Raw genomic sequence first — 22,031 nt, forward strand, 5'->3', positions numbered from 1 at the left:
GTCAGCGGCTCCCGGTCGCCTTGTCGATGGCCTTCTGGGTCGCCTTCTCGGCCTTGTGCTTGGCCTTGGCCAGCTTGCGGTGCGCCTTCTTGTCGTCGGGGGAGGCCGTGTTCTCCTCCAGCGCCTTGGGCAGGTGGCCGGTCGAGCGGCGGTAGTAGGTCGCCGCGCCGCGCTCGGCGGCGACGCGGGCGGCCGCGACCGCCATCGACGAGAGGGCCGTGAAGAGGATGACGTCGCGGGTGCGCTCGCGCTCGAAGTCGCCCTTGACCGGCACGTTGCGGCCGGTGGCGAGCTTCCACCCCTTCTGCGCGGCGTCGGTGGCGATCTTCGTCGCGAGGATCGTCGAGCCGACGCTGAGGATCTTGTAGACCGCACCCCCGGCCGGGGAGTGCTGCGTCCCGCCGGCCTTGGCGGCGGCCTTCTTCGTGCGCTTGGAAGCCATGCCCGAACTGTACCCACGGAGCCGGGAGTAGAGTCGGGCCCACAACTGAAGAGCACCACCCGTTCATCACGACAGGGGAGCGCCCTTCGCGCTGAGAGTGCGGCAGCCCAGACGGCCCAGCCGCAGACCCTCGAACCTGCTCCGGTTAGCACCGGCGAAGGAAGTCGGGATTTCTCGGGTCGCCGGAGGGCTCGCGCAACGACGTCACCCGGTGACCTCCCCCAGGTATCCACTCGTTTCCACTGGAGCCCGGGAGTCACACATGTCCAGCACCACCACGTCCACCGGCAGGGCCCGCACCATCACGGCGAGCGGCCCCCTCACCCGCTGGCGCACCATCGACCTGCTCACCTGCGCCTTCCTCGGCGTCGCCTTCGGCGTCGCCTACTGGGCCTGGGGCCTCGTCTACGCCGTTCCCTCCGGCGTCGTCTCGGCGGGTTTCCCGCCGCTCGGCGCCCTCTTCAACTGGCCCTGGCTCGTCGCCGGCATCGTCGGCATGCTCGTCATCCGGCGCCCCGGCGCGGCCGTCTTCACCGAGCTGCTCGCGGCCGTCGTCTCGGCGCTCGTCGGCACCCAGTGGGGCCTGACGACCGTCGTCTCGGGGCTGCTGCAGGGCCTCGGGGTCGAGCTCGGCTTCGCCGCGTTCGGGTATGCCGTCTACCGCTGGGGCCCGCTGCTGCTCGGCGGCTTCCTCGGTGGCGCCTTCGAGGCCGTCTACGAGTGGTACTCGTACTGGAGCGACTGGGGCTGGGGCTACAAGGTGTCCTACCTGCTGCTCCTCGGCGGGTGCGTGGCCGTGCTCGGCTCCCTGCTCGCGCTCGGCCTCACGCGGCTGCTGGCCGGGGCCGGGGCCCTCAACCCCTTCCCGCCCGGCCAGGAGGTGCGCGAGCGGCGTGCGGTCTGACCCGTCCGTGCCACCTGCCGACGCGCCGGGCGCCACGACCGGGGAGACCCTGGCCGGGGCGGCGGCGGGCGCGGGCATCCGCGTCCGCGACCTGACCTGGCGACCCTACGGCCGGGCCCGGCCGGTCCTGCGCGACCTCGACCTCGACGTCGCGCCCGGAGAGCGCGTGCTGCTCGCCGGGCCGAGCGGCTCGGGGAAGTCCACGCTGCTCCGGGCCGTCGCCGGCCTGCTCCACACGGCCGACGCGGGGGACCTCTCCGGCGCCGTGACCGTGGGCGAGCTTGCGCCGCAATCGATTCCGGGCGCTGTGGGCCTCGTGCTCCAGGACCCGGGTGCCGGGCGGGTCGCGTCCAGCATCGGACGTGACGTCGCCTTCGGCCTCGAGAACGTCGGCTGCCCGGCGGCCGACATGCCGGCGCGGGTGGCCGCGGTGCTGGCCGAGGTCGGCCTGACGATGCCGCCCGAGAGCAGCCCCGACACGCTGAGCGGGGGCGAGTCGCAACGGCTCGCCCTCGCCGGCGCCCTCGCCATGGAGCCGTCCGTGCTGCTGCTCGACGAGCCGACGGCCATGCTCGACGCGACCACGGCGGCGCAGGTGCGCCGGGTCGTCGACGGGGTCGCCACCCGGCGCGGCCTGACGCTCGTCGTCGTGGAGCACCGGCTCGACGGCTGGGTCGACCTCGTCGACCGGCTCGTCGTGATCGACGACGACGGCCAGGTCGTGGCCGACGGCCCGCCGGGGGAGGTCCTCGAGCAGCACGCGGACTCCCTTGCCAGGCAGGGCATCTGGGTGCCCGGTCTGCCAGAGCCCGAGCCGCTCCGCGTCGACCTGCCCCCCGTCGGGTCGAGGGCCGCCGGTGGAGTCGTGGCCGGTGGAGTCGTGGCCGGTGGCGCGTCGGTCGGCGAGGTCGTCGTGCGGGCTCGTGGCCTGCGCGTCGAGCACCGGAGCCGGCGGCTCGGGGAGCCCTCGCGCACGACGCTCGCCGTCGACGGCACCGACCTCGTCGCGCGGTCGGGCCGCGCCCTCGCCCTCGTCGGGCCGAGCGGGGCGGGCAAGTCGACCCTGCTCACCGCCCTCGGCGGCCTGCGCGAGCCCACCGCAGGGCGGGTGAGCCTCACCGTGCCCCACGAGGCGACGGTCGACGGTCCGCCCCACCGGTGGACGTCGCCGGAGGTCGCCCGCGCCGTCGCCTGGGTGCCGCAACGCGCCTCCACCGCCATGCTCGGGCGGACCGTCCGCGGTGACGTGCTGACGACACCGGACGCCCTCGGCCTGGACCCCGCCATGGCGGCCGCGCGCGCCGACGCCCTCCTCGCGGCCCTGGGGCTGCAGCACCTGGCCGATGCCGACCCGCGTCACCTCTCCGGTGGGGAGCAGCGCCGCCTCGCCATGGCGTCAGCCGTCGCGCACGCGCCGGCCCTCCTCCTCGCCGACGAGCCGACGGTCGGGCAGGACCGCCGCACCTGGGCCGCCGTGACCGGCCTGCTCGCCGCGGCGCGGGAGGAGGGCGCGGCCGTCGTCGTCGCGACCCACGACGCGGGCGTCGTCGCGTCCGCCGACGACGTGCTCGCCGTCACCGCGCCGGCCGGGATCCCGACGACCCCGACGACCCCGCCCGAGCAGGCCCGGCGCCCGCTCGTGGCGCGGGCGGGACCGCTCGCGCTCCTCGCGGCCGCCCTCTGCGTGCTCCCGCTGCCGGCGCTCCTCGACACGTGGCGCCAGGGCCTCGTGGTCCTCGGCGTCGAGGTGGTGCTGGCCCTGCTCGCGCTGCTCGCCCCGGGAGCGGGCCCCGCCCCGCAGGGCCGCATCCGGGGCGTCGCGGCCCGGCTCGTGCCGGCCGTCGTCGCGGTCGCCGGCGTCGCGTGGTCGGCCTGGCTGCTCGGCGGGCGCGACCTCGAGGTCGCGGCCGGGGCGGCCCTGCGGGTGCTCTGCCTCCTCGTCCCCTCGGCGGTCGTCGTGGGCCACCTCGACCCGGAGGCGCTCGGCGACCACCTCGCCCAGCGCCTCCACCTGCCGGCGCGACCGGTCGTCGCCGCGACGGCCGCCCTCCAGCGGCTGCAGTCGTTCGACGCCCTGTGGCGCGAGCTGATGACGACCCGGCGCGTGCGCGGGGTGCAGGCCGGCCGGCACGCCGTGGCCGCCCGGGCCCGGGAGGCCGTCGTCGTCACCGGCGGACTGCTCGTCGGTGCGCTCGGCCAGGCGTCGAGCCTCGCGCTCGCGATGGATGCCCGGGGCTTCGCCGAGGCGCGGCGGCGCACGTGGGCCGGCCCCGCGCCGTGGCGCGCGGCCGACACCGTCGCCGTCGGGGCGGGCCTGCTCGTCGTCGTGGCCGCCGTGGCGGCCCGGCTGCTGCTGGGTTGACCGCCGTCCGGGGCACAATGGGCCGCGCACACCTCGCGACAGGAAGGGGCCGCTCGTGCCCAGGACAGGCCGACTCCGTCGGGACGCCGCTGCTCACCGCTTCCGGACGGCCGGGGCGTGGTGCGCCGCCGGGGCGCTCGTGGCGGCGCTGGGCGCGTGCGGGCAGCCGCAGCCGTCCCCGGACGACGGCGTGGCCCCCACGGTGAGCGTGCCGGTGCAGCCGACGATCACCGCGGTCACCCCGAGCGACGACGTCATCGACCCGTCGGTCGAGCCGAGCGACGGCGAGCTCTTCGACGCCGCCTCGAGCCTGACGGACGCGTCCTGCGAGGCGACCGGTGGGGTGTGGAGCTTCACCGGCACCCTGACGAACTCCGACACGGAGAAGCACACGTTCACCGTCGCGGTCTTCATCGTCAAGCGCTCCGACGGCAGCGACGTCGCCGGCAAGGAGGTCGACATCACGCTCGAGCCCGGCGCCACCGCCCCCGTGTCGATCCCGAGCTTCCACACCGGCCCCGGGACCGGGGTCGAGTGCCTGAGCGGCGTCACCGTCAAGGGGCTGTGACGATGCGACTCTTCCTCGTGCGCCACGGGCAGACCCACGCGAACGTCGCCCGCCAGCTCGACACCGCGGTGCCCGGCCTCGACCTGACCGACGAGGGCCGGGCCCAGGCACGGGCGCTCGCCGACCGCCTCGGCGGCGAGGACCTCGGGGCCATCTACACCTCCGACCTCGTGCGCACCCAGCAGACCGCCGGGCCCCTCGCCGAGCTCCTCGGGCTCGAGATGGTGGTGCTGCCCGGCCTGCGCGAGATCCAGGCCGGCGACTACGAGATGTCGACCGACTGGCAGCCCTACGTCGACGCCGTCATCCGCTGGCGCGACGACCCCGCGCACGCGATCCCCGGCGGCGAGAGCGGCGCCGGCTTCTTCGCGCGCTACGACGACGCCATCGCGCGAATCGCCGCCGACGGGCACGCCTCGGCCGTCGCGGTGAGCCACGGCGCCGCGATGCGCGTCTGGTGCTCGGCGTCCCTCGGGCTGCCGCCCGAGTTCTTCGACGGGCGCCGGCTCGACAACGCGCACGTCGTGACGATGGAGGGCGACCCCCGCTCGGGATGGCGACTGCTCGCGTGGGGTGACGAGCCGGTCACGCATGGCTGACGCGCGTCGCCCCGCGGCGTGGCGCTGGGCCGGCTGCGCCGGGGCGGTCGTGCTCGCCGCGGCCTCGTGGGGCTCGGGCGCGCTGCCCCGGCCGAACACCGGCGTCCTCTGGCCCGGCGTGGCCGCCTGGTCGGGCCAGGGCGGCTCGCCCCTGCTCGCGACCGTGTCGGTGCTCGCCCTCGCCGTCCTCGTCGTCGCGTGGTGGCGGCTGCGCGAGGCCGACGTCGGCGTCCGGTGGTGGTGGACGACGACGGCGCTGTGGTTCGGCCCGCTCGTGCTCGCCATGCCGCTCTACAGCCGCGACCTCTACTCCTACGCCGCCCAGGGCCTGCTGTGGGACCAGGGGCTCAGCCCCTACGACCACGTCGTGCGCGAGCTCGACTCCCCGTGGCGCAGCTCGACCGCGCCCACCTGGCTCGACAGCCCCACGCCCTACGGCCCCGTCTGGCTGCTCCTCGCCCGCGCGGTGGCCGCCGTCTCGGGGGAGCTCTGGGTGGCGCTCCTGCTGCTGCGCCTGCTCGCCGTCGCCGGGGTCGTCGTGCTCGCGTGGGCCGTGCCCGACGTCGCGCGCCGGCTCGGGTGGTCGCCGGTGCGCGCCACGTGGCTCGGCGTGGCGGTGCCCCTCGTCGGGGCGCACTTCGTCGGCGGGGCGCACAACGACGCCCTCATGGTCGGCGCCGTGCTCGGCGGCGTCGCGCTCGCGCTGCGGCGGCGCTTCGGGCTCGCCTGCGTCGTCATCGCCCTCGGGGCCATGGTCAAGGTCACCGCCGTCGTCGCGCTGCCCTTCGTCGCCGTCCTCTGGGCCCGCCACCTCGCGACGGGGCGGGCGGCGCGGACGGGAGCGGCGGCATCCGTGCGCTGGTCGGAGGTCGTCCGCGCGGGGCTCGCCACCGTCGTCGGCGCCGGGGTCCCGATGCTGCTGGGTGGCCTGCTGACGGGCCTCGGGTTCTCCTGGCTCAACCCGACGGGCACCCCGGGCAAGAACGAGCAGTGGACCTCCCTGCCGACGTCCGTCGGCATCGCCGTCGGCGCGGTCGGTCACCTGCTCGGGCACGAGGAGTGGCGCGACGCCGGCATCGCCGCCGCCCGGGCGGTCGCGCTCGTCGTGCTCGCGGTGCTGCTCGTGCTCGTCTGGCTCGCCGCGCTCAAGCCGGCCGACACCGCCGGCCTGTCCGCCGAGGAGGCGGCTGCCGAGGCGCGGCTGCGGCCGGTGCGGGGCATCGGGTGGGCGATGCTCGCCGTCGTCGTGCTCGCGCCCGTCTTCCTCGGTTGGTACTACCTCTGGATGCTGCCGCCGCTCGCCGTGTCGCTCGGCGCCCTGTGGCGCGACCGCCTCGAGGGGCCGCTCGCCGTCGTCGCCACCGTCGTCTGCTTCGCCACCCTCCCCGAGGGCTACAGCCTCGGGCTCACGACGACGGTCGTCGGGGTGCCGTTCGCGCTCGTCGTGCTCGTCCTCGTCGTGCGCCGCGGCCTGCGCACGGTCCGGCGCGCCGACTGGCCCGGCCTGCTCGACCTCGACCGGCCCCTGCTGCGGCGTCACGGCTCGGCGACAGTTGCCGCACGTGCTTCCGGTCCGGACCGGGGTGCCCGAGACTGACCCGGTGAGCGACTCCGGCTTCGTCGACGAGGCCGAGGCCGGTCGCGGGCACCGCTCCCGACCGCGCCCGGTGCCGAGTGGTGTCGCCCGGGACGCTCCGGACGGGCGCGCTCCGGAGCCTCGGGCCCGGCGACGGCGTCGACGTGCCGTGCTGGCCGCCTTCGCGCTCGTCGTGGTGGGCCTCGTCGGTTTCGGCGGCTGGGCCTGGGCCGGCCGGGTGCACGCCGACGACCTCGCGGCCTACACGTCCCTCGCCCACCAGGTCGAGGAGCTCGACCGCACGATGACCCCGCTCGGGCACGGTGAGGTCCCGCCCTGCCGCGAGGCCACCGACGGCAGCGTCACCCGCACCTACCCGCCCTCGACCGGCCCGCAGGCGGCCGAGCTCGTCGGCTTCCTGCTCCAGAAGGGCTGGCGGCAGTCGTCCGGCGCGGCCCCCGCGCCCGTCGTCGCGCACCTCTCGCGCGACGTCGCCGGCCACGAGCTGACGATCGACGTCTCGGCGGCGTCGATGAACCAGCTCGTCGAGGCGCTCACGGCCCGCAGCCCCGCCTCCGCGTTCGGCTGCCTGGGGCGCTGACCGGGGCGCTGACCGGGGCGCTGACCGGGGCGCTGACCGGGGCGCTGACCGGGCCACCCGGCATACCTGCTCGGCACGGGGACGTGACGGACACGTCAGGTCACATGGTGGGAATCGCCCGGAGACTCGCCGGGTGGGGTGCGACCCTTGCCCCATGCGCGCGGTCACCCAGAGCAAGAAGCTGCAGAACGTCTGCTACGAGATCCGGGGGCCCGTGCTCGCCGAGGCCAAGCGGCTCGAGGACGAGGGGCACCGCATCCTCAAGCTCAACATCGGCAACCCGGCGCCGTTCGGCTTCGAGGCGCCCGAGGACATCCTCGTCGACGTCATCCAGGAGCTGCCGACGGCGCAGGGCTACAGCGACAGCAAGGGCATCCTGTCGGCCCGGCGCGCCGTCAAGCAGCACTACGAGCTGCGCTACTTCCCGGCCCTCGGCGTCGAGGACATCTACCTCGGCAACGGGGTGAGCGAGCTCATCGTCATGGCGATGCAGGGGCTGCTCGACAACGGCGACGAGGTGCTCATCCCGGCGCCCGACTACCCGCTGTGGACGGCCGCGGCGAGCCTCGCGGGCGGCACGGCCGTGCACTACGTCTGCGACGAGCAGGCCGGCTGGGCGCCCGACGTCGACGACATCCGGAGCAAGATCACCGACCGCACCCGGGCCGTCGTCGTCATCAACCCGAACAACCCGACCGGCGCGGTCTACCCCCGCGAGGTGCTCGAGGCGATCGCGCAGGTCGCGCGCGAGCACGAGCTCATCGTCATGGCCGACGAGATCTACGACAAGATCCTCTTCGACGGGGCGACCCACACCTCGATCGCCTCGCTCGCGCCCGACCTGCTGTGCCTGACCTTCAACGGGCTCTCCAAGGCCTACCGCGTCGCGGGGTTCCGGTCGGGGTGGCTCGCCATCACCGGCCCCAAGGAGCACGCCCGCAACTACATCGAGGGCCTCGACATCCTCGCCAACATGCGGCTGTGCGCCAACGTGCCGGCGCAGCACGCGATCCAGGTCGCGCTCGGCGGCTACCAGTCGATCAACGAGCTGATCCTGCCCGGTGGCCGGCTGCTCGAGCAGCGCAACGTCGCCTGGGAGATGCTCAACGCCATCCCCGGCGTCTCGGTGACCAAGCCCGAGGGGGCGCTCTACCTCTTCCCGCGGCTCGACCCCAAGGTCCACGACATCCGCGACGACCAGCGCTTCGCCCTCGACCTGCTGCGCGAGCAGAAGCTGCTCGTCGTGCACGGCACAGGCTTCAACTGGCCGACCACCGACCACTTCCGCATCGTCTTCCTGCCCCGCGTCGAGGAGCTCGAGGACGCGGTCGGGCGCCTCGAGAAGTTTCTCGCCACCTACTCCCAGTAGCCCCCGCCCCGTGAGCCAGCCGTGGCCGGATGCCGGTGGCGCGGGGGCGCTGCTCCGCTCGGCGAGCCCGCCGTGGCCGGATGCCGGTGGCCTGGGTCGGCAGGGCGGCAGGTCAGGTGGCGCGGCGGGTCAGCGGGAGCGGGCCCACCACTTGAGGAGCAGGCCGAGCACGACGGCCCAGACGAGCGTGAGCGCCAGGCTGATCGCGACCGCGAGCAGCGCCGGTCGACGGCCACCGGTCTCGCGGCGGGCCAGGCTGAGGCCGGCCAGGGCCAGGCCGAGCACCTGCGGCAGGAAGACGAAGCCGAAGACGACGGCCGAGAGGGCGGCCGCCACCGCGCCACGGGCCAGCGGTGCGTCGGCGGCCAACCGGGCGCCGGACGCGAGGCGGGGACGTTCGGGCTCGCTCACGCGTTCAGGGTAACGATGGAAGCCATGACCGAGCGCGGTGGAACGAGCCGAGCCAGCCACGCAGGCCGACCCGGCCGACCCGGCCGGTGGAGCAGGGGAGCCCTGGCGGGTGCCGGCGTCGTGGCCGTGCTCGTGCTCGGCGGGTGCGGCGGCTCCGAGCCGACGCTCGCCGACCTGCCGGCCGGCGTCGCCGAGGCGCGGCCGAGCATCTCCGCGGAGGAGGCCGACTTCGTGCTGGCCGCGCAGGAGCTCGGCGCGACGGTCACCGGCGCCACGGTCGACGACGACATCGAGACCGGCACGACGACCTGCTGGGCGCTGCAGAACGGCGGGGTCGACCTCGCGCAGATCGCCGTCGACGACGAGACCGGCAAGCCGCTGGCGAACACCGGCGAGGCCCTGCGCACCAAGCAGCTGATGGCCGCCGGCGTGCAGACCTTCTGCCCCGACCACGACGACCAGATCGGCCAGCTGCGGCTGCCCTGACCGCCCGGCCCCGGGCCCGAGGGCCGGGCCTCAGAGCCAGTCGGGCGGCCGGGGCACGACGATGCCGACGAGCGGCGACCCGTCCGACGCGGTGCCGAGCTGGACGACGGACGCACGGTCGGCCTGCTCGCCGATGACGCGGCACTCGACCCCGACGCACCAGCGCGGCACCGAGCCGCGCTCCTGCTGGACCGCCATGAAGAGGGTGCTCGCCATGAGCCGGCCGTCGCGGGTCTCGCGCACGGCGGGGTCCTGGTAGACGACGATCGTCGGCGTCGGCGTGGCCGCGGGATGGGCGGCCGCGGCGGCGGCGATCGCGGCGTACTGCGCGCGGGTGGCCTGGTGGGGCCCGAGGTCGGCCCGCCAGGCGAGCACCCCGCCGACCGCCAGCACCGCGAGCAGGGCTGCTCCGACGGACTCGCGCCGGAGGATCCCACGCCGGCCGGGCGTCGGCCGGTCGGTGTGGTGGTCGCGCGGCAGCAGGAGCAGGGCGGCCGGCAGCACCGCCGCGAGCCAGCTCCAGAGCTGGCCCCGCGCCTCGGTGACGAGGCCGGTGGCGACCGTCTGCGCGGCGTCGACCCCGCAGGCCACGACGAGAGCGACGAGCAGGCGCTGCAGCCGGGGCCGCACGGCCGGGTCGCGCCAGCCCACGGCGATCGCGACGACGGCGACGACGGCGACCCACCACTGGGCCGACCACAGCTCACCGGCGGTCGAGAGCCACCGGCCGACGTTCTCGACGAGTGCCGCGGGCGAGGTGAGCGGGTTGGCGTGGCGCCAGGCCGCGAGCTGGAGGCCGAAGTGCCCGTTGAGCACGAGGTTGAGCGTGTAGGCCACGCCGATGCCGGCCGCGAACCCCACGCCCCACGTGACGACGGTGAGCCCGATCCGGCGCCACCGCGCCTCTCCGAGCGCCACGACCGCCAGCACGAGGAGCACGACGCCGGTCGGGGGGTAGGTGAGCACTGCGCCGGCCGCGCCGAGCACGAGCCAGGCGGCGAGGCGGGCCCGGCGCCGGGTGGCCCACGGCAGGAGCCAGAGCGCCGCAGCCCCCCACATGACCGAGGGTGTCAGCGTGCCGGGCCAGTAGAGCAACTGCACCCAGACGCACGACGCGTAGAGCGCGACGCCGAGGAGCGCGTCGACAGCAGGACGAGGACGGATGCCGGCGACGTGCAGCACGCGCCAGGCGCCCGCGACGAGCAGGGCGTAGGCCACGGCATACGTGAGCGCGGCCGTCAGGGTGGTGCCGTGCTGGCCCACGAGCCACCACCACGCGCTGTTGAGCCAGCGGCCCTCGCTCGCGTTGTAGTAGGAGGGCGGCACGGCACCCGGGGTGCCCTCCGGCAGCAGGAAGGCCCAGTCGTCCTGCCGGATGAACGGCGTGACGGCCTGCGTCACCCCGCCGCTCACCAGGAACGCGGCGAGCAGGACGACGGGCACGAGCACGCGCCGCCGCGCGGTCGCTCCGCTCACGGGTGCTGCGTGCTCGGCAGGGTGAGGATCTCGGCGCCGTCGGCGGTGATCGCGATGGTGTGCTCGCTGTGCGCGGACCGGCCGCCCGTGGCGCTGCGCAGCGTCCAGCCGTCGGGGTCGACGACGAGCGAGGCCGTGTCGAGCATGACCCACGGCTCGAGGGCGAGCAGCAGTCCCTCGCGCAGCCGGTAGCCGCGCCCGGGACGGCCGGTGTTGGGCACGTGCGGGTCCTGGTGCATCGTCGAGCCGATGCCGTGGCCGCCGAACTCGGTGTTGACCCGGTAGCCCGCCGCGGAGAGCGACGAGCCGATGGCGTGCGAGACGTCGCCCAGGTGGGCGCCCGGCCGGGCCGCGGCGATGCCGGCCGCGAGCGCGCGCTCGGTCGCGACGACCATCGCCACGCTCTCGGTGGGTCGGGCCTCGCCGACGATGAAGCTGATGGCGGAGTCGGCGGCGATGCCGTCGGTCAGCACGGCGAGGTCGAGCGTCAGCAGGTCGCCGTCGGCGAGCACGTAGCCGTTCGGGAGCCCGTGGAGCACGGCGTCGTTGACCGACGTGCAGACGTAGTGGCCGAACGGGCCGCGCCCGAAGGACGGCGCGTAGTCGACGTAGCAGGACACGCCACCGGCACCGAGGATGAGCTCCTTCGCCCAGGCGTCGATCTCGAGCAGGGTCGTGCCGACGGTGGTGCGGCGACGCAGCTCGGCCAGCACGTCGGCGACGACGCGGCCCGCCGCGCGGGCGCGCGGCAGCTCGGCGGGGGTGAAGATCTCGATCATGGTCTCTCCCTGTAGGTGCCCCACACCTATCCCGCCGCGCGGGGCGTTCGCAAGCCGGGCGCGGAATACCGGGGCCTGCGTGGCCCGTTGGCACCCACGTGAGTCCTGCCCCGACAGCCCAGCTGAACATCCTCGACCTCGTGCCCGTCCTCGACGGCGGCACCGCCGGTGAGGCGATCGCCTCGACCGTCGACGTCGCCCGTCACGCGGAGAAGTGGGGCTACCAGCGCTACTGGATGGCCGAGCACCACAACATGCGCGGCGTCGCGTCGAGCTCGACGGCGGTGCTCATCGGGCACGTCGCCGACCAGACGGAGACGATCCGGGTCGGTGCCGGCGGCATCATGCTGCCGAACCACGCCCCCTACGTGGTGGCGGAGCAGTTCGGCACGCTCGCGACGATCCACCCCGGGCGCATCGACCTCGGCCTCGGCCGGGCGCCGGGCACCGACCCGTTCACGACGCGCGCGCTGCGCCGCAGCGAGGCCGCCGCGATGAACTTCGCCGGCGAGGTCGAGGAGCTCATCGGCTACCTCGGTGACCCCGACCCCGACGCCAGGGTTCGCGCCATCCCCGGCGAGGGCACCCACGTGCCGATCTGGATCCTCGGCTCGAGCCACGGCGGTGCCCAGGTGGCGGCCGCGCTCGGCCTGCCCTACTCGTTCGCCTCGCACTTCGCACCGGCCGCGCTGATGAGCGCCCTCGAGGTCTACCGCTCGCGGTTCACGCCCTCGACCGAGCCCGGCGGCCTCGACGCCCCGCGCACCATGGCCGGCGTCAACGTCATGGTGGCCGACACCACCGAAGAGGCCGAGCGCCTCTTCACGAGCGTGCTCCAGCGCTTCCACGGCATCGTCACCGGCCGCCGGGCCGGGCTGCCCGAGCCGCAGGGCGACATCGCGAGCCTCATGGCGACGTGGTCGCCGGCCGAGCGCCAGGCCGTGAGCGAGATGACGCGCGTGTCGCTCGTCGGCACTCCCGACGAGGTGCGCGACGGCCTCGCCGGCTTCGTCGAGGCGACCGGCGTCGACGAGGTCGTCGTCACGTGCGGCGCCCACGACCACGAGGACCGCCTGCGCTCCTACGAGCTGCTCGCGGACGCCTGGCTCTGACCGCGCCCGGCTCCCGACCGACGTCTGAGAGGCTGCACCCATGAGCGAGAGAGACCCCCAGGACCTGCGCCGCGTCACCCTGACCCGTGACGCCGTCGGGCGCTACACGGTGCGCAACGACCGCGGCGGCTCGATCACGACGAGCTCGGGCACCGACGAGCTCTCGCCCGTCGAGCTGCTCCTCGCCGGCATCGCCGGCTGCACGGCCGTCGACGTCGACACGGTGACGACCCGGCGCGCCGAGCCGGAGCAGTTCGAGGTCGAGGTGACCGCCGACAAGGTCAAGGACGAGCACGGCAACCACCTGCAGGACATCGAGGTGCGCTTCCGCGTGCGCTTCCCCGACGGCGACGGCGGTGACGCGGCCCGCGAGATGCTGCCCAAGCTCGTCAGGCGCTCGCACGACGAGTGGTGCACGGTCAGCCGCACCGTCGAGCTGGGTCAGCCGGTCACGACCACCGTCGAGTGAGGGGCCCGGTCCCGCGACAGCGCTTCGGTCCGGCGACCTGCATCCGTTCGGGTGACAGGTCACCCGACCGAAGCCCGTTCCGGGCGCCCGAGGCCGTATGCCGTCAGGCGCGGTGCGCGGCGTCGATCCACTCGATGGGGTCGCCCCACCCGAGCCGGGTGACCCCGTGCGCCTCGAGCGCGCGCACCGCGAGGGTGCGCCGGTGCGCGGCGAAGGTCAGCACGTGCGCGACCATCGCGCCGTAGGAGCAGACGTAGGGCGGGTCGCTCGAGGCGTCGACGAAGACGTCGTCGAGCCGACCCTGCTCGACGGCGTCGCGCACGTGGCCGAGGAAGACCGGCGCGGCCTCGGCGAGCCGGCGCCGCGCCGACGTCAGCGACTCGTGCTCCTCGACGGAGAAGTCGTAGTCGCGGCTGGCCATCGTCGCGTTCCACATCGCCATCTGGCCCACGAGCCGGCTGACGATGCGGCGCAGGGTCGAGGGGTCGGGGTCGTCGTCGATGCCGATGACGATCGGCTCGTCGAGCTGCTCGTCGGTGAGCGCGGTGGCGCACTCGATGAGCTCGCCGGTCAGCCAGATGTGGTGCTCGACCATCTTCTGCACGAGGTCCATGGCGGTGACCTTTCGCTGGGCCGGCAGGCGGATGCCGCCGGGCGGGTGGAAGTGGATGTCGTTGGCCGCCTCGAGCCGGATCGTCCCCGGGGCCCGGCGCCACGCGCTGGGCGTCGAGCCGTAGGCGCGACGGAACGCCCGAGTGAACGCCTCGTGCGAGCCGTAGCCCGCCTCGACGGCGACGTCGAGGACGGTACGGCGGCTCGCGGCGAGGCGGTAGGCGGAGCGTTCGAGCAGCACCCTGCGGCGCAGGGCGCTCGGCGCCTCACCGGCGCCCGCGCTGACGATGCGGTCGAGGTGGAACCGTGACAGGTGCAGCCGGCCCGCGATCTGCTCGCCCGTCAGGCCGGGCTCGTCGAGGGTGTCGACGAGCACGTCCAGCCAGGCGCTGAAGGTGTCTCGGGGTCCGGTCACGTCACGATCCTGCGCTCCGCCACCCCACGCATACCTGATCGGTTTTGCTGTGTGGGCAAGGGAACCCGGTCAGTGGTGGACGACCACCTTGTCGCCGACGCGGACCTTGAAGAAGAGCGCCTTGATCTGCGCGTGGTCGGCGATGTTGACGCAGCCGTGGCTCGCGCTCGCGTAGCCGAGCCGCGCGAAGTTCGACGAGTAGTGCACGGCCTGGCCGCCCGAGAAGAACATCGAGTAGGGCATCGGCGTGAAGAAGAGGTTCGAGATGACGTACTCGTACTTGCGCGACACGCGGAAGGTGCCCTCGCGCGTCTCGAGGCCCTTCTTGCCGAAGCGGGCCCACATCACCATGAGCGGCTTGCCGTCGACGACCCAGGTGAGGGTGCGGGTGTCCTTGTCGACGCACATGACCCGACCGGTGCGGCACCGCTTGTCGAGCGACGACGCGGCAGGCATGAGGGGGCGGGCGCCGGAGAGGTAGCGGTGCTGGTCGAACGTGCCGGGCGTCCACGTGAGGGCGCGCAGGCGGGCCCAGGTGCGCGCGTCGACGACGCCGGACTGCGGCACGTCGTAGGTGCGCTGGAAGGCGAGCACCTTCTGGCCGAGCGTCCACCCGTAGACGCCGGAGAACGCATACGGCCACAGCTTCTTGGCGCCGAGGCGGCGCTGCAGCTCACGCACGGTGATGACCGACGCGCTGGTGCTGACCACGAGCGGCGACCGGGTCCTCGACACGAGCTGGTCATAGGTGCGCTGGTCGAGCACACCCGACTGCGGCAGGTCGTAGGTGCGCTGGAACGCGAGCACGTTCTGGCCGAGCGTCCAGCCGTAGTAGCCCGAGATCCGCAACGTCCACCACGACGGGCGGACGATGCGGATGCGCACCTGGAGGTCCTTGACGAGGTTGCTCTTCGTGCCCTCCTTGGCGAGCACCTTCGTGGACGTCAGGCGCACGAGGCGCGACCACGTGCGCTCGTCGACGACGCCCGACTGGGGGAGGTGCTGGGCCCGCTGGAAGGCGAGCACGCTCTGGCCCAGCGTCCAGCCGTAGACGCCGGAGATCCGCAGGGTCCAGTAGTCCGCCTTGACGAGGCGCAGACGCACCTGGAGGTCCTTGACGCGGTTGCCCTGGGTGCCCGAGGCGATGACGAGACGCGAGGCGGTCTGCTTCACCAGGGTGGCCCACGCGTCGCGCGTCACCTGCTGTCCGGTGCCGGGCAGGTCGTTGGCCGTGAGGAAGGTGCGCACGGCGGCAGCCACCGCGCTGTCGTAGCGGCCGTCGACCGAGCCCGAGGCGATGCCGAGCACGGCGAGGCGCGCCTGCAGGTCCTGCACGGCCCAGCCGGTGTCACCGCTGCGCAGCACGACGGGGCTCGGGGCGGTCGTCGTGGGGGCCGGGGTGGTCCGGGTCGACGTGGTCGGGGCCGTCGTGGTCGGGGCCGTCGTGGTCGGCGTCGTCTGAGTGGCGGTCGTCGCGGTTGCCGTCGCGGTTGCCGTCGCGGTGGTCGCCTCCGCCGGGCCGGCCGCCGTCGTCGACGGTGCGGAACCCGACGTGGTCGGGGCCGGCGTGCCGGTCAGGTCGTCGGCGCGGGCGGCCGGAGCGGCGGCGACGAGCGCCGTCGTGACGAGCGTGGCGGCGAGCGCCCGAACGGCCCGCCCCCGGTCCATGCGGTTGGTCCTCACGGTGTCCCCTGGTGTCCTGACCGCCTCGCGGTGCGTGGAGTGCGCGCGACCGCGCCCCTCATTGTGGCAGGCCGAGGCCGGTTTGGCCCGCTATGCGCGCAACGGTTCCCGCGGGGTTCTTCAGCGCGGCGGCGGCATCCGGCGCACCGTGAGGATCTGCTCGGCGCGGCCGACCGGACCCTGCTCGTCGTGCAGCGTCGTCGACGTCAGACCGAGCCCGGTCGGACCCATCGACACGCGCGTGTCGAACCCGACCCAGCCGCGCACCGGCTCGCGGAGGAGGTGCACCGTGAGGTCGACGTTCGGGAACATCCACTCCTTCGGCGAGACCCGCACCGCGATGCCGTTGGCGGTGTCGGCGAGTCGGACGAGATCCGCTGTGGGGGAGACGAGCTCGCCGTCGACGAGGGGGTGCCGGGCGCGGATCCAGGTGCGGGTGCGGCCGGGGCGGCGCGCCGGGTCGGCCCGGAACTCCAGCCCGGCGATGAAGCCCCCCTCCCAGGTGTCGGTGCCGGCCCACGCGGGCAGGTCGTCGGGACCGGGGATCGGCTCGAGCTCGACGCCGGCGACCGGTGTCGAGTCGTGCGCCGCGAGGCGCCACGCGTGGGCGCGCACGACCGCCCGGTCGTCGACGGTCATCGTCGCCTCGACGAGCTCGATGGTGCGCCCCGGCCGGGTCGTACGCACCTCGACACGGCTCGGCCGGGCGGGGATGACACCGAGGATGTCGAAGGAGAGCCGCGCGAGCAGCAGTCCCTCGCGCGGCTCGTGCAGGTCGATCTCGTGGGCGAGCAGGCCGCTCACGGGAGCCATGTGCTGCTCGTCGTCGCGCCACGCGCCCTGGGTGTGCACGGTCGGCGCGTAGTGCCCGGGCCCGAGCCGTCGGTAGGAGGCCGGGGTGTCGTGGTCGAGGCCTGTGGTCCGGTCGGTGCTCACCCGCCCCACCCTAGGAGCGGTCCAGGCCGCCGAGGAGGACGTCGAGGCCGAAGCGGTGCGCGGCCCGGGCGTCGGCCGCGGCGTCCATGGCCTCGCCCGCCGCCCGGCCGATGCGGCTCGCGCGGGGGTAGCGCTCCTCGACGCCGAGGGCGGCGAGCTCGGCGCCCTCGCGGGCCCACCACTGCTCCGGCGACTCCTGCGTGCGCTCGCCCGCCGCGGCCTCGAGCGCGCGCGCCGAGGACCGCACGAAGGTCAGCACGAGCGCGAGCGCCTGGTCCCTGGCCGCGTCGTCGAGGGGGAGGGGCTCGACGGCCGCGAGCTCGCGCTCGTACTTGCCGAGCGTGCCCGGGCCGAGCACGGCGCGCTCGGTCTCGACGTGGGCGAGCCACGGGTGGGCCGCGAAGAGCGCGAGGTTCTCCTCCGCCACCTGCTCGAGCATCACGCGTGGCGTCCCGGCGAGCGGGCTCCACGCCATGTCGAGCCGGCACTGGTCGACCATGAGCTCGAGCAGCGTCGCCTTGTCGTCGACGTGCCCGTAGAGGGTCATCACCCCGACCCCGAGGCGCTCCGCCACGCGCCGCAGCGACACGTCGTGCAGCCCGTGCGCGTCGGCCTCCCGGATGCCGGCGGTCACGACGTCGTCGACGCCGATGCGGGGGCGGCGCCCCGGGCGGGCGGGCTGGGGTCGTTCGTGGCGCCACAGCAGGCGCACGCTGCCCATGCATCCTCCGTCGGTCGTCGGAACAGATCCGGTATGCCGTACGTTAACGATCCGTACGCCATACGGAAACAACCCAGGAGGGTGTCCCATGACCGTCACCGTGACCGGCTCCGCCATCTCGCTCAACGTCGCCGACCCCGAGGCGTCCGCCGCCTTCCTCGTCGAGCACCTCGGCCACGCCGTCGAGATGCGGGCCGACGGCTTCGTCTCGCTGAGCCACCCGTCCGGGGGGTCGAACGTCGTGCTGCTGCGCACCGGGCTCGCCTCCTTCAAGCCGGCCGAGGTGGCGGGTGCGGCGGGCCCGGGCCTGCTGCTGGCCTTCGTCGTCGAGGGCCTCGACGCCGCCCACGAGCGCCTCGTGGCAGCCGGGGTGCCGGTCGTCACCCCACCGGAGACCGAGCCCTGGGGCGAGCGCTACGTGCAGTACCGCGATCCCAACGGACTCGTCGTCCAGCTCGTCGAGTGGGTCTGATCAGCCGGGCGCCGGGTCGGTGAGGCCGTCGGGCAGGCCGAGCCCCAGGTCGACCATGCGCACGAGCCGCGGCGCCAGTGCGTCGACGGCGCCGGGGGGCAGGTCGCGCAGCGGGCCCTCGAGGGCGAGCATCGCCATGCCGTGCACCGCCGACCAGGCGAGCAGCTCGGCGCCGGGTCGCTGCGTGGCCGCCAGCACGCCGACCTCGACCATGTCGTCGAGCGAGTCGGCGAGCAGCTGGAACGGTGTGCGTCCGGACTGCCCGGCTGCGTCGGCCGAACCGGACCGGCGCAGGTCGACCGGCACGGCGAACGCGGTGCGGAACAGGCCGGGCTCGTCCATCGCGAAGCGGAGGTAGCCGACCCCGACGGCCCGGAAGCGGGCGCGGGCCCGGGCCCGGGCGTCGAGCCGGTCGGGCACGGCGTCCATGGTCGCGGCGATGACGTCGGCCGCGCGCGCCTGGGCCCGGGAGACCACCTCCTCGAGCAGCGTGCCCCGGTCGGTGAAGTGCCGGTAGGCGGCGTTGGCGGAGACGCCGACGCGGCGCGTGGCCTCCCGGAGCACCACCTTGTCGGGGCCGCCCTCGCGGGCGAGGTCGATGCCGGCCTCGAGGAGGGCCCGCCGCAGGTCGCCGTGGTGGTACGTCGCCCGGGACGGCGCGCTCGGCCCGACGGGTGCGGTCGCTCCCGCCTCGGGGCCGGGTGCTGCTGCGGACGGCGTCACGTCCCCATTCTGCTCCCGCCTCAGAAGCCGAAGCGCCGGGCCGTCGCGCGCACCGCCTCCGCCGACGCCCGGAGCCCGCCCAGCTCGGCGTCGGTCATCGGCACCTCGACCCGGTCACCGACCCCGCCGGCGTGCACGATGGCCGGCACGGAGAGGCAGACGTCGCCGATGCCGTAGTAGTCGTCGAGCAGCGAGGAGACCGGCAGGATGCGGTGCTCGTCGTAGAGCACCGCCTCGATGATGCGCGTGGCGGCGAGCCCGATCGCGTAGTTCGTCGCGCCCTTGCCCTCGATGACGCGGTAGGCCGACTGCACGACGTCCGCGGCGATCCGCTCGCGCGCGGCCGCGTCGAGCGCGACGGCGCCGTCCGGCGTGCGCCACCGCAGCAGCGGGACCGAGCCGACCGAGGCGGAGTCCCACAGCGGCAGCTCGGAGTCCCCGTGCTCGCCGACGACGTAGGCGTGCACGCTCTGGGCCGCCACCCCGATGTGCTCGGCGAGCAGGAAGCGCAGCCGGGACGAGTCGAGCACGGTGCCCGAGCCGAAGAGCCGCGCGGGTGGCAGCCCGGAGATCTGCAGGGCGGCGTAGGTCACGACGTCGACGGGGTTCGTCACCATGACGTGCACCGCGTCGGGTGCGACCTCGACGAGCCGCGGCAGGATCGAGCGCACGATGCCGATCGTCGACTCGGCGAGGTCGAGCCGCGACTGGCCGGGCCTCTGCTTGGCCCCGGCCGTGAAGACGACGACGTCGGAGTCGGCGAGCACCTCGACGTCGTCCGAGCCCTCGACGTGGGCCATCGGCACGAACTGGATGCCGTGGCTGAGGTCGAGGGCCTCCGCGCGCACCTTGGCGGTGTTGACGTCGTAGAGCGCGACGGTCTGGGCGACGCCCCGCATCAGGGCGGCATACGCGAGCGTCGCCCCCACGGCACCCGCGCCGACGATGCCGAGCTTCGTCGTGCGTCGCCGACGCGTGTCCTCCGCCAGTGCCTCCACCGTCATGGTCCGCTCCTCGCGCGTCGCCCGGGCCGTCGCCCCCACGCTAGTGCGCCCGCGCAGGTGCGACGATGGGTTCGTGGACGCAGCACCGGCCTCCAGCGCCGCCCTCGAGGGCTACCCCGTCACCCCGCCCGCGCTGCGCCGACCCGTCGTCTTCGACCAGGTGTGGCGCGACCTGACCTTCGTGCACTGGCCCGTCGACCCGGACGCGGTCGCGCCGTTCTTCCCCGCGGGCACCCGTCCCGACGTCTTCGCCGACGGGCGCACGTATGCCGCCCTCGTGCCCTTCGTCATGGACGGCATCCGGCTCGGGCGGGCCCCGTCGCCCCGGCTGCCGTGGCTCGGCAGCTTCCTCGAGACGAACATCCGGCTCTACTCCGTCGACGACGCGGGCCGGCACGGCGTGCTCTTCCGCTCGCTCGAGACGGAGCGCGCGCTCGTCGTGCTCGCCGCCCGCGCCGGCCTCGGCATCCCCTACACCTGGGCGCGGATGCGGCTCGAGCGGGACGGCGACGTCGTGACCTACGAGAGCCGGCGGTGGGCGCCCGCGCGCGGCCTGCGCAGCCGGCTCAGCGTGCGCGTCGGGCAGCGCGTCGAGCCGACGCCGCTCGAGACGTGGCTGACGGCCCGCTGGGGCGCGCACACCCGCGTGGCGGGACGCACGATCTGGGTGCCGAACGAGCACGAGCCGTGGCCGCTGCACGAGGCGGAGGTCGTCGGTCTCGACGACGACCTCCTCGGGGCGAGCGGCGTCACGGCCACCGGACCGCGGCTGCGCGCGCTGTGGTCGCCCGGTGTGGCCACCCGCTTCGGGCGGCCCTCCCGGGTGGCCTGACCCCTGCAGCGGGCGGCCGACGCCGCCCGCCGGGCGCGTCAGGCGAAGAGCTCGCGCACGCAGTCAAGGAACATCGCGCTGTGCGCGTCGACGTCGGCCTGCGTCGTCGACGGGCTCATGAGCGCCATGTTGTGGAACGGCGTCAGCAGGATGCCGCGGTTGAGCGCGTAGAGGTGGAGGTACTGCTGCAGCTCGAAGTCGTCGGCGTCGTGGGCCTGCTGGCCGTCGTGCGAGGGCTCGAGGGAGAAGTTGTACTCCGCCCGCGCCCCGAGGCGCGTGACGTGCCAGGGCGCCCCGACCTCGTCGATGCCCGACTGCACCCCGTCGGCCCACGCGTCGGCGAGCGGCACCATGTGCTCGAACGCAGCGGGCGTCATGACGTGGTCGAGCGTGGCCTTCATCGCCGCCATCGACAGGCCGTTGCCGGCCAGCGTGCCGCCGATGCCGCCCACGTCGACGTCCTCGAGCTCGACCGAGCGCACGATGCGGTCGGCGATGTCCTGACTGAAGCCGAAGGTGCCGCAAGGGATCCCGCCGCCGATCGACTTGCCGATGACGAGCAGGTCGGGCTCGAGGCCGTGGGCGCCGGTGTAGCCGCCCGGGCCGGCGCAGATCGTGTGCGTCTCGTCGTTGACGAGGAGGGCGCCGTAGCGCGTGGCGAGCTCGCGGACCCCCTCGTTGTAGCCGGGGTCGGGCAGGACGATGCCGATGTTCGTCAGCGCGGGCTCGACGAGGATCGCGGCGACGTCGCCGTGGGCGAGCGCGCGCTCGAGCGCGTCGAGGTCGTTGAACTCGACGACCCGGGTCGTCTCCGCCGTCGCGACGGGCGCGCCGATGTTGCCGGGGCGGTCGACGGTGCGCCCCTCGGGGCCCAGCGTCGCGAACGCCTCGTCGACCGAGCCGTGGTAGCACCAGTTGTGCACGACGACCTTGCTGCGCCCCGTCAGGTGGCGGGCATAGCGGATCGCGTGCCGGTTGGCGTCGGTGGCGGTCAGCGTGAACTGCCAGTACGGCAGTCCGAACCGCTCGGCGAGGCCCGTCGAGACGGCGATGGCGTCCTCGGTGGGCAGCATCGTCGTGATGCCGCGGGAGAGCTGGCGGGTGACCGCCTCGACCGTGGGCGCGGGGGAGTGGCCCATCATGGCGCCGGTGTCGCCGAGGCAGAGGTCGACGTGGTCGATGCCGTCGACGCAGGTGAAGTGCGCGCCCGCGGCGTGGTCGACGAAGACCGGGTGGTCGCCGGGCCACTTGACCATCCAGCTCATCGGCACGCCGCCCGGCATGTGCTGCGCGGCCCGCTCGGCGAGGGCCCGGGAGCGCGGTCGCGCCGCCGTGAAGGCCTCCCGCTCGCGGGCGTGGAGGTCGGCGAGGCGGGTGCGGTCGAGGGTGCTCATGCGGGCATCATGCCGCGTCGGACGTCTCGGCGGAAGTGGTGGAGGGATGCCCGGTTCGCGACGGAATCCGAAGTCGTTGACTGTC

General features: G+C 74.6%; 23 protein-coding genes and 1 riboswitch. Of the genes, 12 read left to right on the top strand and 11 right to left on the bottom strand.

Annotation, left to right across the window (positions count from 1 at the left end; translation table 11 throughout):
• Nucleotide 1 precedes the first annotated feature (1 nt).
• On the bottom strand, nucleotides 2-442 hold the full coding sequence (locus ABD979_RS03790) for a DUF4235 domain-containing protein (RefSeq protein WP_345506106.1): 441 nt from the start codon (nucleotides 440-442) through the stop codon (nucleotides 2-4).
• Between the two features lie 63 nt (nucleotides 443-505).
• Nucleotides 506-622, top strand: a riboswitch (TPP riboswitch).
• A gap of 82 nt (nucleotides 623-704) precedes the next feature.
• Here ABD979_RS03790 and ABD979_RS03795 point away from each other — a divergent pair.
• From ABD979_RS03795 to ABD979_RS03825, 7 genes are all read left to right on the top strand, one after another.
• Entirely contained in the window at nucleotides 705-1,346 is a 642-nt protein-coding gene (locus ABD979_RS03795; RefSeq protein WP_345506107.1) for an ECF transporter S component, read from the top strand.
• A gap of 7 nt (nucleotides 1,347-1,353) precedes the next feature.
• The gene (locus ABD979_RS03800; RefSeq protein WP_345506108.1) at nucleotides 1,354-3,708 is read left to right on the top strand and encodes an ATP-binding cassette domain-containing protein; all 2,355 of its coding nucleotides are present in this window, start codon (nucleotides 1,354-1,356) and stop codon (nucleotides 3,706-3,708) included.
• 55 nt (nucleotides 3,709-3,763) lie between these two features.
• Nucleotides 3,764-4,276: a hypothetical protein gene (locus tag ABD979_RS03805; protein ID WP_345506109.1), complete on the top strand. Its 513-nt coding sequence runs from the start codon at nucleotides 3,764-3,766 to the stop codon at nucleotides 4,274-4,276.
• Between the two features lie 2 nt (nucleotides 4,277-4,278).
• The gene (locus tag ABD979_RS03810; RefSeq protein WP_345506110.1) at nucleotides 4,279-4,875 is read left to right on the top strand and encodes a histidine phosphatase family protein; all 597 of its coding nucleotides are present in this window, start codon (nucleotides 4,279-4,281) and stop codon (nucleotides 4,873-4,875) included.
• Nucleotides 4,868-6,472: a polyprenol phosphomannose-dependent alpha 1,6 mannosyltransferase MptB gene (mptB, locus tag ABD979_RS03815; RefSeq protein WP_345506111.1), complete on the top strand. Its 1,605-nt coding sequence runs from the start codon at nucleotides 4,868-4,870 to the stop codon at nucleotides 6,470-6,472. The genes ABD979_RS03810 and mptB overlap by 8 nt, the downstream gene beginning before the upstream one ends.
• A 4-nt stretch (nucleotides 6,473-6,476) precedes the next feature.
• Nucleotides 6,477-7,052 carry a hypothetical protein gene (locus ABD979_RS03820; protein ID WP_345506112.1) on the top strand — a complete coding sequence of 192 codons (576 nt, stop codon included), beginning with the start codon at nucleotides 6,477-6,479 and terminating at the stop codon, nucleotides 7,050-7,052.
• A gap of 154 nt (nucleotides 7,053-7,206) precedes the next feature.
• Entirely contained in the window at nucleotides 7,207-8,421 is a 1,215-nt protein-coding gene (locus tag ABD979_RS03825; protein ID WP_345506113.1) for a pyridoxal phosphate-dependent aminotransferase, read from the top strand.
• A 129-nt stretch (nucleotides 8,422-8,550) separates the two neighbouring features.
• On the opposite strand, the gene ABD979_RS03830 is transcribed toward ABD979_RS03825, so the two are convergent.
• A complete protein-coding gene (locus ABD979_RS03830; RefSeq protein ID WP_345506114.1) occupies nucleotides 8,551-8,832 on the bottom strand; it encodes a hypothetical protein in 282 nt (93 codons plus the stop codon).
• 24 nt (nucleotides 8,833-8,856) lie between these two features.
• On the opposite strand from ABD979_RS03830, the gene ABD979_RS03835 reads away from it, so the two are divergent.
• A complete protein-coding gene (locus ABD979_RS03835) occupies nucleotides 8,857-9,318 on the top strand; it encodes a hypothetical protein (protein WP_345506115.1) in 462 nt (153 codons plus the stop codon).
• A 30-nt stretch (nucleotides 9,319-9,348) separates the two neighbouring features.
• Here ABD979_RS03835 and ABD979_RS03840 read toward each other — a convergent pair whose 3' ends face one another.
• Together ABD979_RS03840 and map are read right to left on the bottom strand one after the other, a co-directional pair.
• Complete coding sequence (locus ABD979_RS03840) at nucleotides 9,349-10,794, bottom strand: hypothetical protein (RefSeq protein ID WP_345506116.1); 1,446 nt, start codon at nucleotides 10,792-10,794, stop codon at nucleotides 9,349-9,351.
• Nucleotides 10,791-11,573 (bottom strand): type I methionyl aminopeptidase, encoded by a 783-nt coding sequence (gene map, locus ABD979_RS03845; RefSeq protein WP_345506117.1) that lies wholly within the window; start codon nucleotides 11,571-11,573, stop codon nucleotides 10,791-10,793. Before map ends, ABD979_RS03840 begins: the two co-directional genes overlap by 4 nt.
• Before the next feature lie 98 nt (nucleotides 11,574-11,671).
• Here map and ABD979_RS03850 point away from each other — a divergent pair, with 98 nt between their 5' ends.
• Together ABD979_RS03850 and ABD979_RS03855 are read left to right on the top strand one after the other, a co-directional pair.
• On the top strand, nucleotides 11,672-12,685 hold the full coding sequence (locus tag ABD979_RS03850; protein WP_345506118.1) for an LLM class flavin-dependent oxidoreductase: 1,014 nt from the start codon (nucleotides 11,672-11,674) through the stop codon (nucleotides 12,683-12,685).
• Nucleotides 12,686-12,725: 40 nt separating this feature from the next.
• Nucleotides 12,726-13,154, top strand: coding sequence for an OsmC family protein (locus ABD979_RS03855; protein WP_345506119.1), 429 nt, complete (start codon nucleotides 12,726-12,728; stop codon nucleotides 13,152-13,154).
• A gap of 103 nt (nucleotides 13,155-13,257) precedes the next feature.
• On the opposite strand, the gene ABD979_RS03860 is transcribed toward ABD979_RS03855, so the two are convergent.
• The 4 genes from ABD979_RS03860 to ABD979_RS03875 all read right to left on the bottom strand — a co-directional run bounded on the left by ABD979_RS03860 (nucleotide 13,258) and on the right by ABD979_RS03875 (nucleotide 17,521).
• Nucleotides 13,258-14,181: a helix-turn-helix transcriptional regulator gene (locus ABD979_RS03860; protein ID WP_345506120.1), complete on the bottom strand. Its 924-nt coding sequence runs from the start codon at nucleotides 14,179-14,181 to the stop codon at nucleotides 13,258-13,260.
• Between the two features lie 69 nt (nucleotides 14,182-14,250).
• Nucleotides 14,251-15,864: a L,D-transpeptidase family protein gene (locus ABD979_RS03865; protein ID WP_345506121.1), complete on the bottom strand. Its 1,614-nt coding sequence runs from the start codon at nucleotides 15,862-15,864 to the stop codon at nucleotides 14,251-14,253.
• Nucleotides 15,865-15,984: 120 nt separating this feature from the next.
• On the bottom strand, nucleotides 15,985-16,800 hold the full coding sequence (locus tag ABD979_RS03870; protein ID WP_345506122.1) for a thioesterase family protein: 816 nt from the start codon (nucleotides 16,798-16,800) through the stop codon (nucleotides 15,985-15,987).
• A 10-nt stretch (nucleotides 16,801-16,810) separates the two neighbouring features.
• Entirely contained in the window at nucleotides 16,811-17,521 is a 711-nt protein-coding gene (locus ABD979_RS03875; RefSeq protein ID WP_345506123.1) for a TetR/AcrR family transcriptional regulator, read from the bottom strand.
• 88 nt (nucleotides 17,522-17,609) lie between these two features.
• Between ABD979_RS03875 and ABD979_RS03880 the strand changes: the two genes are divergently transcribed.
• A complete protein-coding gene (locus ABD979_RS03880) occupies nucleotides 17,610-17,993 on the top strand; it encodes a VOC family protein (RefSeq protein ID WP_345506124.1) in 384 nt (127 codons plus the stop codon).
• Here the strand turns inward: ABD979_RS03880 and ABD979_RS03885 are convergent, their stop codons facing one another.
• Together ABD979_RS03885 and ABD979_RS03890 are read right to left on the bottom strand one after the other, a co-directional pair.
• A complete protein-coding gene (locus tag ABD979_RS03885; RefSeq protein ID WP_345506125.1) occupies nucleotides 17,994-18,716 on the bottom strand; it encodes a TetR/AcrR family transcriptional regulator in 723 nt (240 codons plus the stop codon).
• Nucleotides 18,717-18,736: 20 nt separating this feature from the next.
• A complete protein-coding gene (locus ABD979_RS03890) occupies nucleotides 18,737-19,720 on the bottom strand; it encodes an L-lactate dehydrogenase (protein WP_345506126.1) in 984 nt (327 codons plus the stop codon).
• Nucleotides 19,721-19,793: 73 nt separating this feature from the next.
• On the opposite strand from ABD979_RS03890, the gene ABD979_RS03895 reads away from it, so the two are divergent.
• Nucleotides 19,794-20,552 (top strand): YqjF family protein, encoded by a 759-nt coding sequence (locus ABD979_RS03895; protein ID WP_345506127.1) that lies wholly within the window; start codon nucleotides 19,794-19,796, stop codon nucleotides 20,550-20,552.
• Between the two features lie 38 nt (nucleotides 20,553-20,590).
• On the opposite strand, the gene ABD979_RS03900 is transcribed toward ABD979_RS03895, so the two are convergent.
• Entirely contained in the window at nucleotides 20,591-21,946 is a 1,356-nt protein-coding gene (locus ABD979_RS03900) for an aspartate aminotransferase family protein (RefSeq protein ID WP_345506128.1), read from the bottom strand.
• Between the last annotated feature and the right edge of the window lie 85 nt (nucleotides 21,947-22,031).

Origin of the sequence: Terrabacter aeriphilus, assembly GCF_039542985.1 — a bacterium.
Taxonomy (GTDB): Bacteria; Actinomycetota; Actinomycetes; order Actinomycetales; family Dermatophilaceae; genus Terrabacter; species Terrabacter aeriphilus.

Bases quoted from the DNA above. Each gene is read 5' to 3' on its own strand.
- ABD979_RS03790 (WP_345506106.1), bottom strand. From the start codon at position 442: ATGGCTTCCAAGCGCACGAAGAAGGCCGCCGCCAAGGCCGGCGGGACG.
- ABD979_RS03810 (WP_345506110.1), top strand. From the start codon at position 4,279: ATGCGACTCTTCCTCGTGCGCCACGGGCAGACCCACGCGAACGTCGCC.
- ABD979_RS03795 (WP_345506107.1), top strand. From the start codon at position 705: ATGTCCAGCACCACCACGTCCACCGGCAGGGCCCGCACCATCACGGCG.
- ABD979_RS03890 (WP_345506126.1), bottom strand. From the start codon at position 19,720: ATGACGGTGGAGGCACTGGCGGAGGACACGCGTCGGCGACGCACGACG.
- mptB (WP_345506111.1), top strand. From the start codon at position 4,868: ATGGCTGACGCGCGTCGCCCCGCGGCGTGGCGCTGGGCCGGCTGCGCC.
- ABD979_RS03835 (WP_345506115.1), top strand. From the start codon at position 8,857: ATGACCGAGCGCGGTGGAACGAGCCGAGCCAGCCACGCAGGCCGACCC.
- ABD979_RS03825 (WP_345506113.1), top strand. From the start codon at position 7,207: ATGCGCGCGGTCACCCAGAGCAAGAAGCTGCAGAACGTCTGCTACGAG.
- ABD979_RS03880 (WP_345506124.1), top strand. From the start codon at position 17,610: ATGACCGTCACCGTGACCGGCTCCGCCATCTCGCTCAACGTCGCCGAC.
- ABD979_RS03875 (WP_345506123.1), bottom strand. From the start codon at position 17,521: ATGGGCAGCGTGCGCCTGCTGTGGCGCCACGAACGACCCCAGCCCGCC.
- map (WP_345506117.1), bottom strand. From the start codon at position 11,573: ATGATCGAGATCTTCACCCCCGCCGAGCTGCCGCGCGCCCGCGCGGCG.
- ABD979_RS03855 (WP_345506119.1), top strand. From the start codon at position 12,726: ATGAGCGAGAGAGACCCCCAGGACCTGCGCCGCGTCACCCTGACCCGT.
- ABD979_RS03900 (WP_345506128.1), bottom strand. From the start codon at position 21,946: ATGAGCACCCTCGACCGCACCCGCCTCGCCGACCTCCACGCCCGCGAG.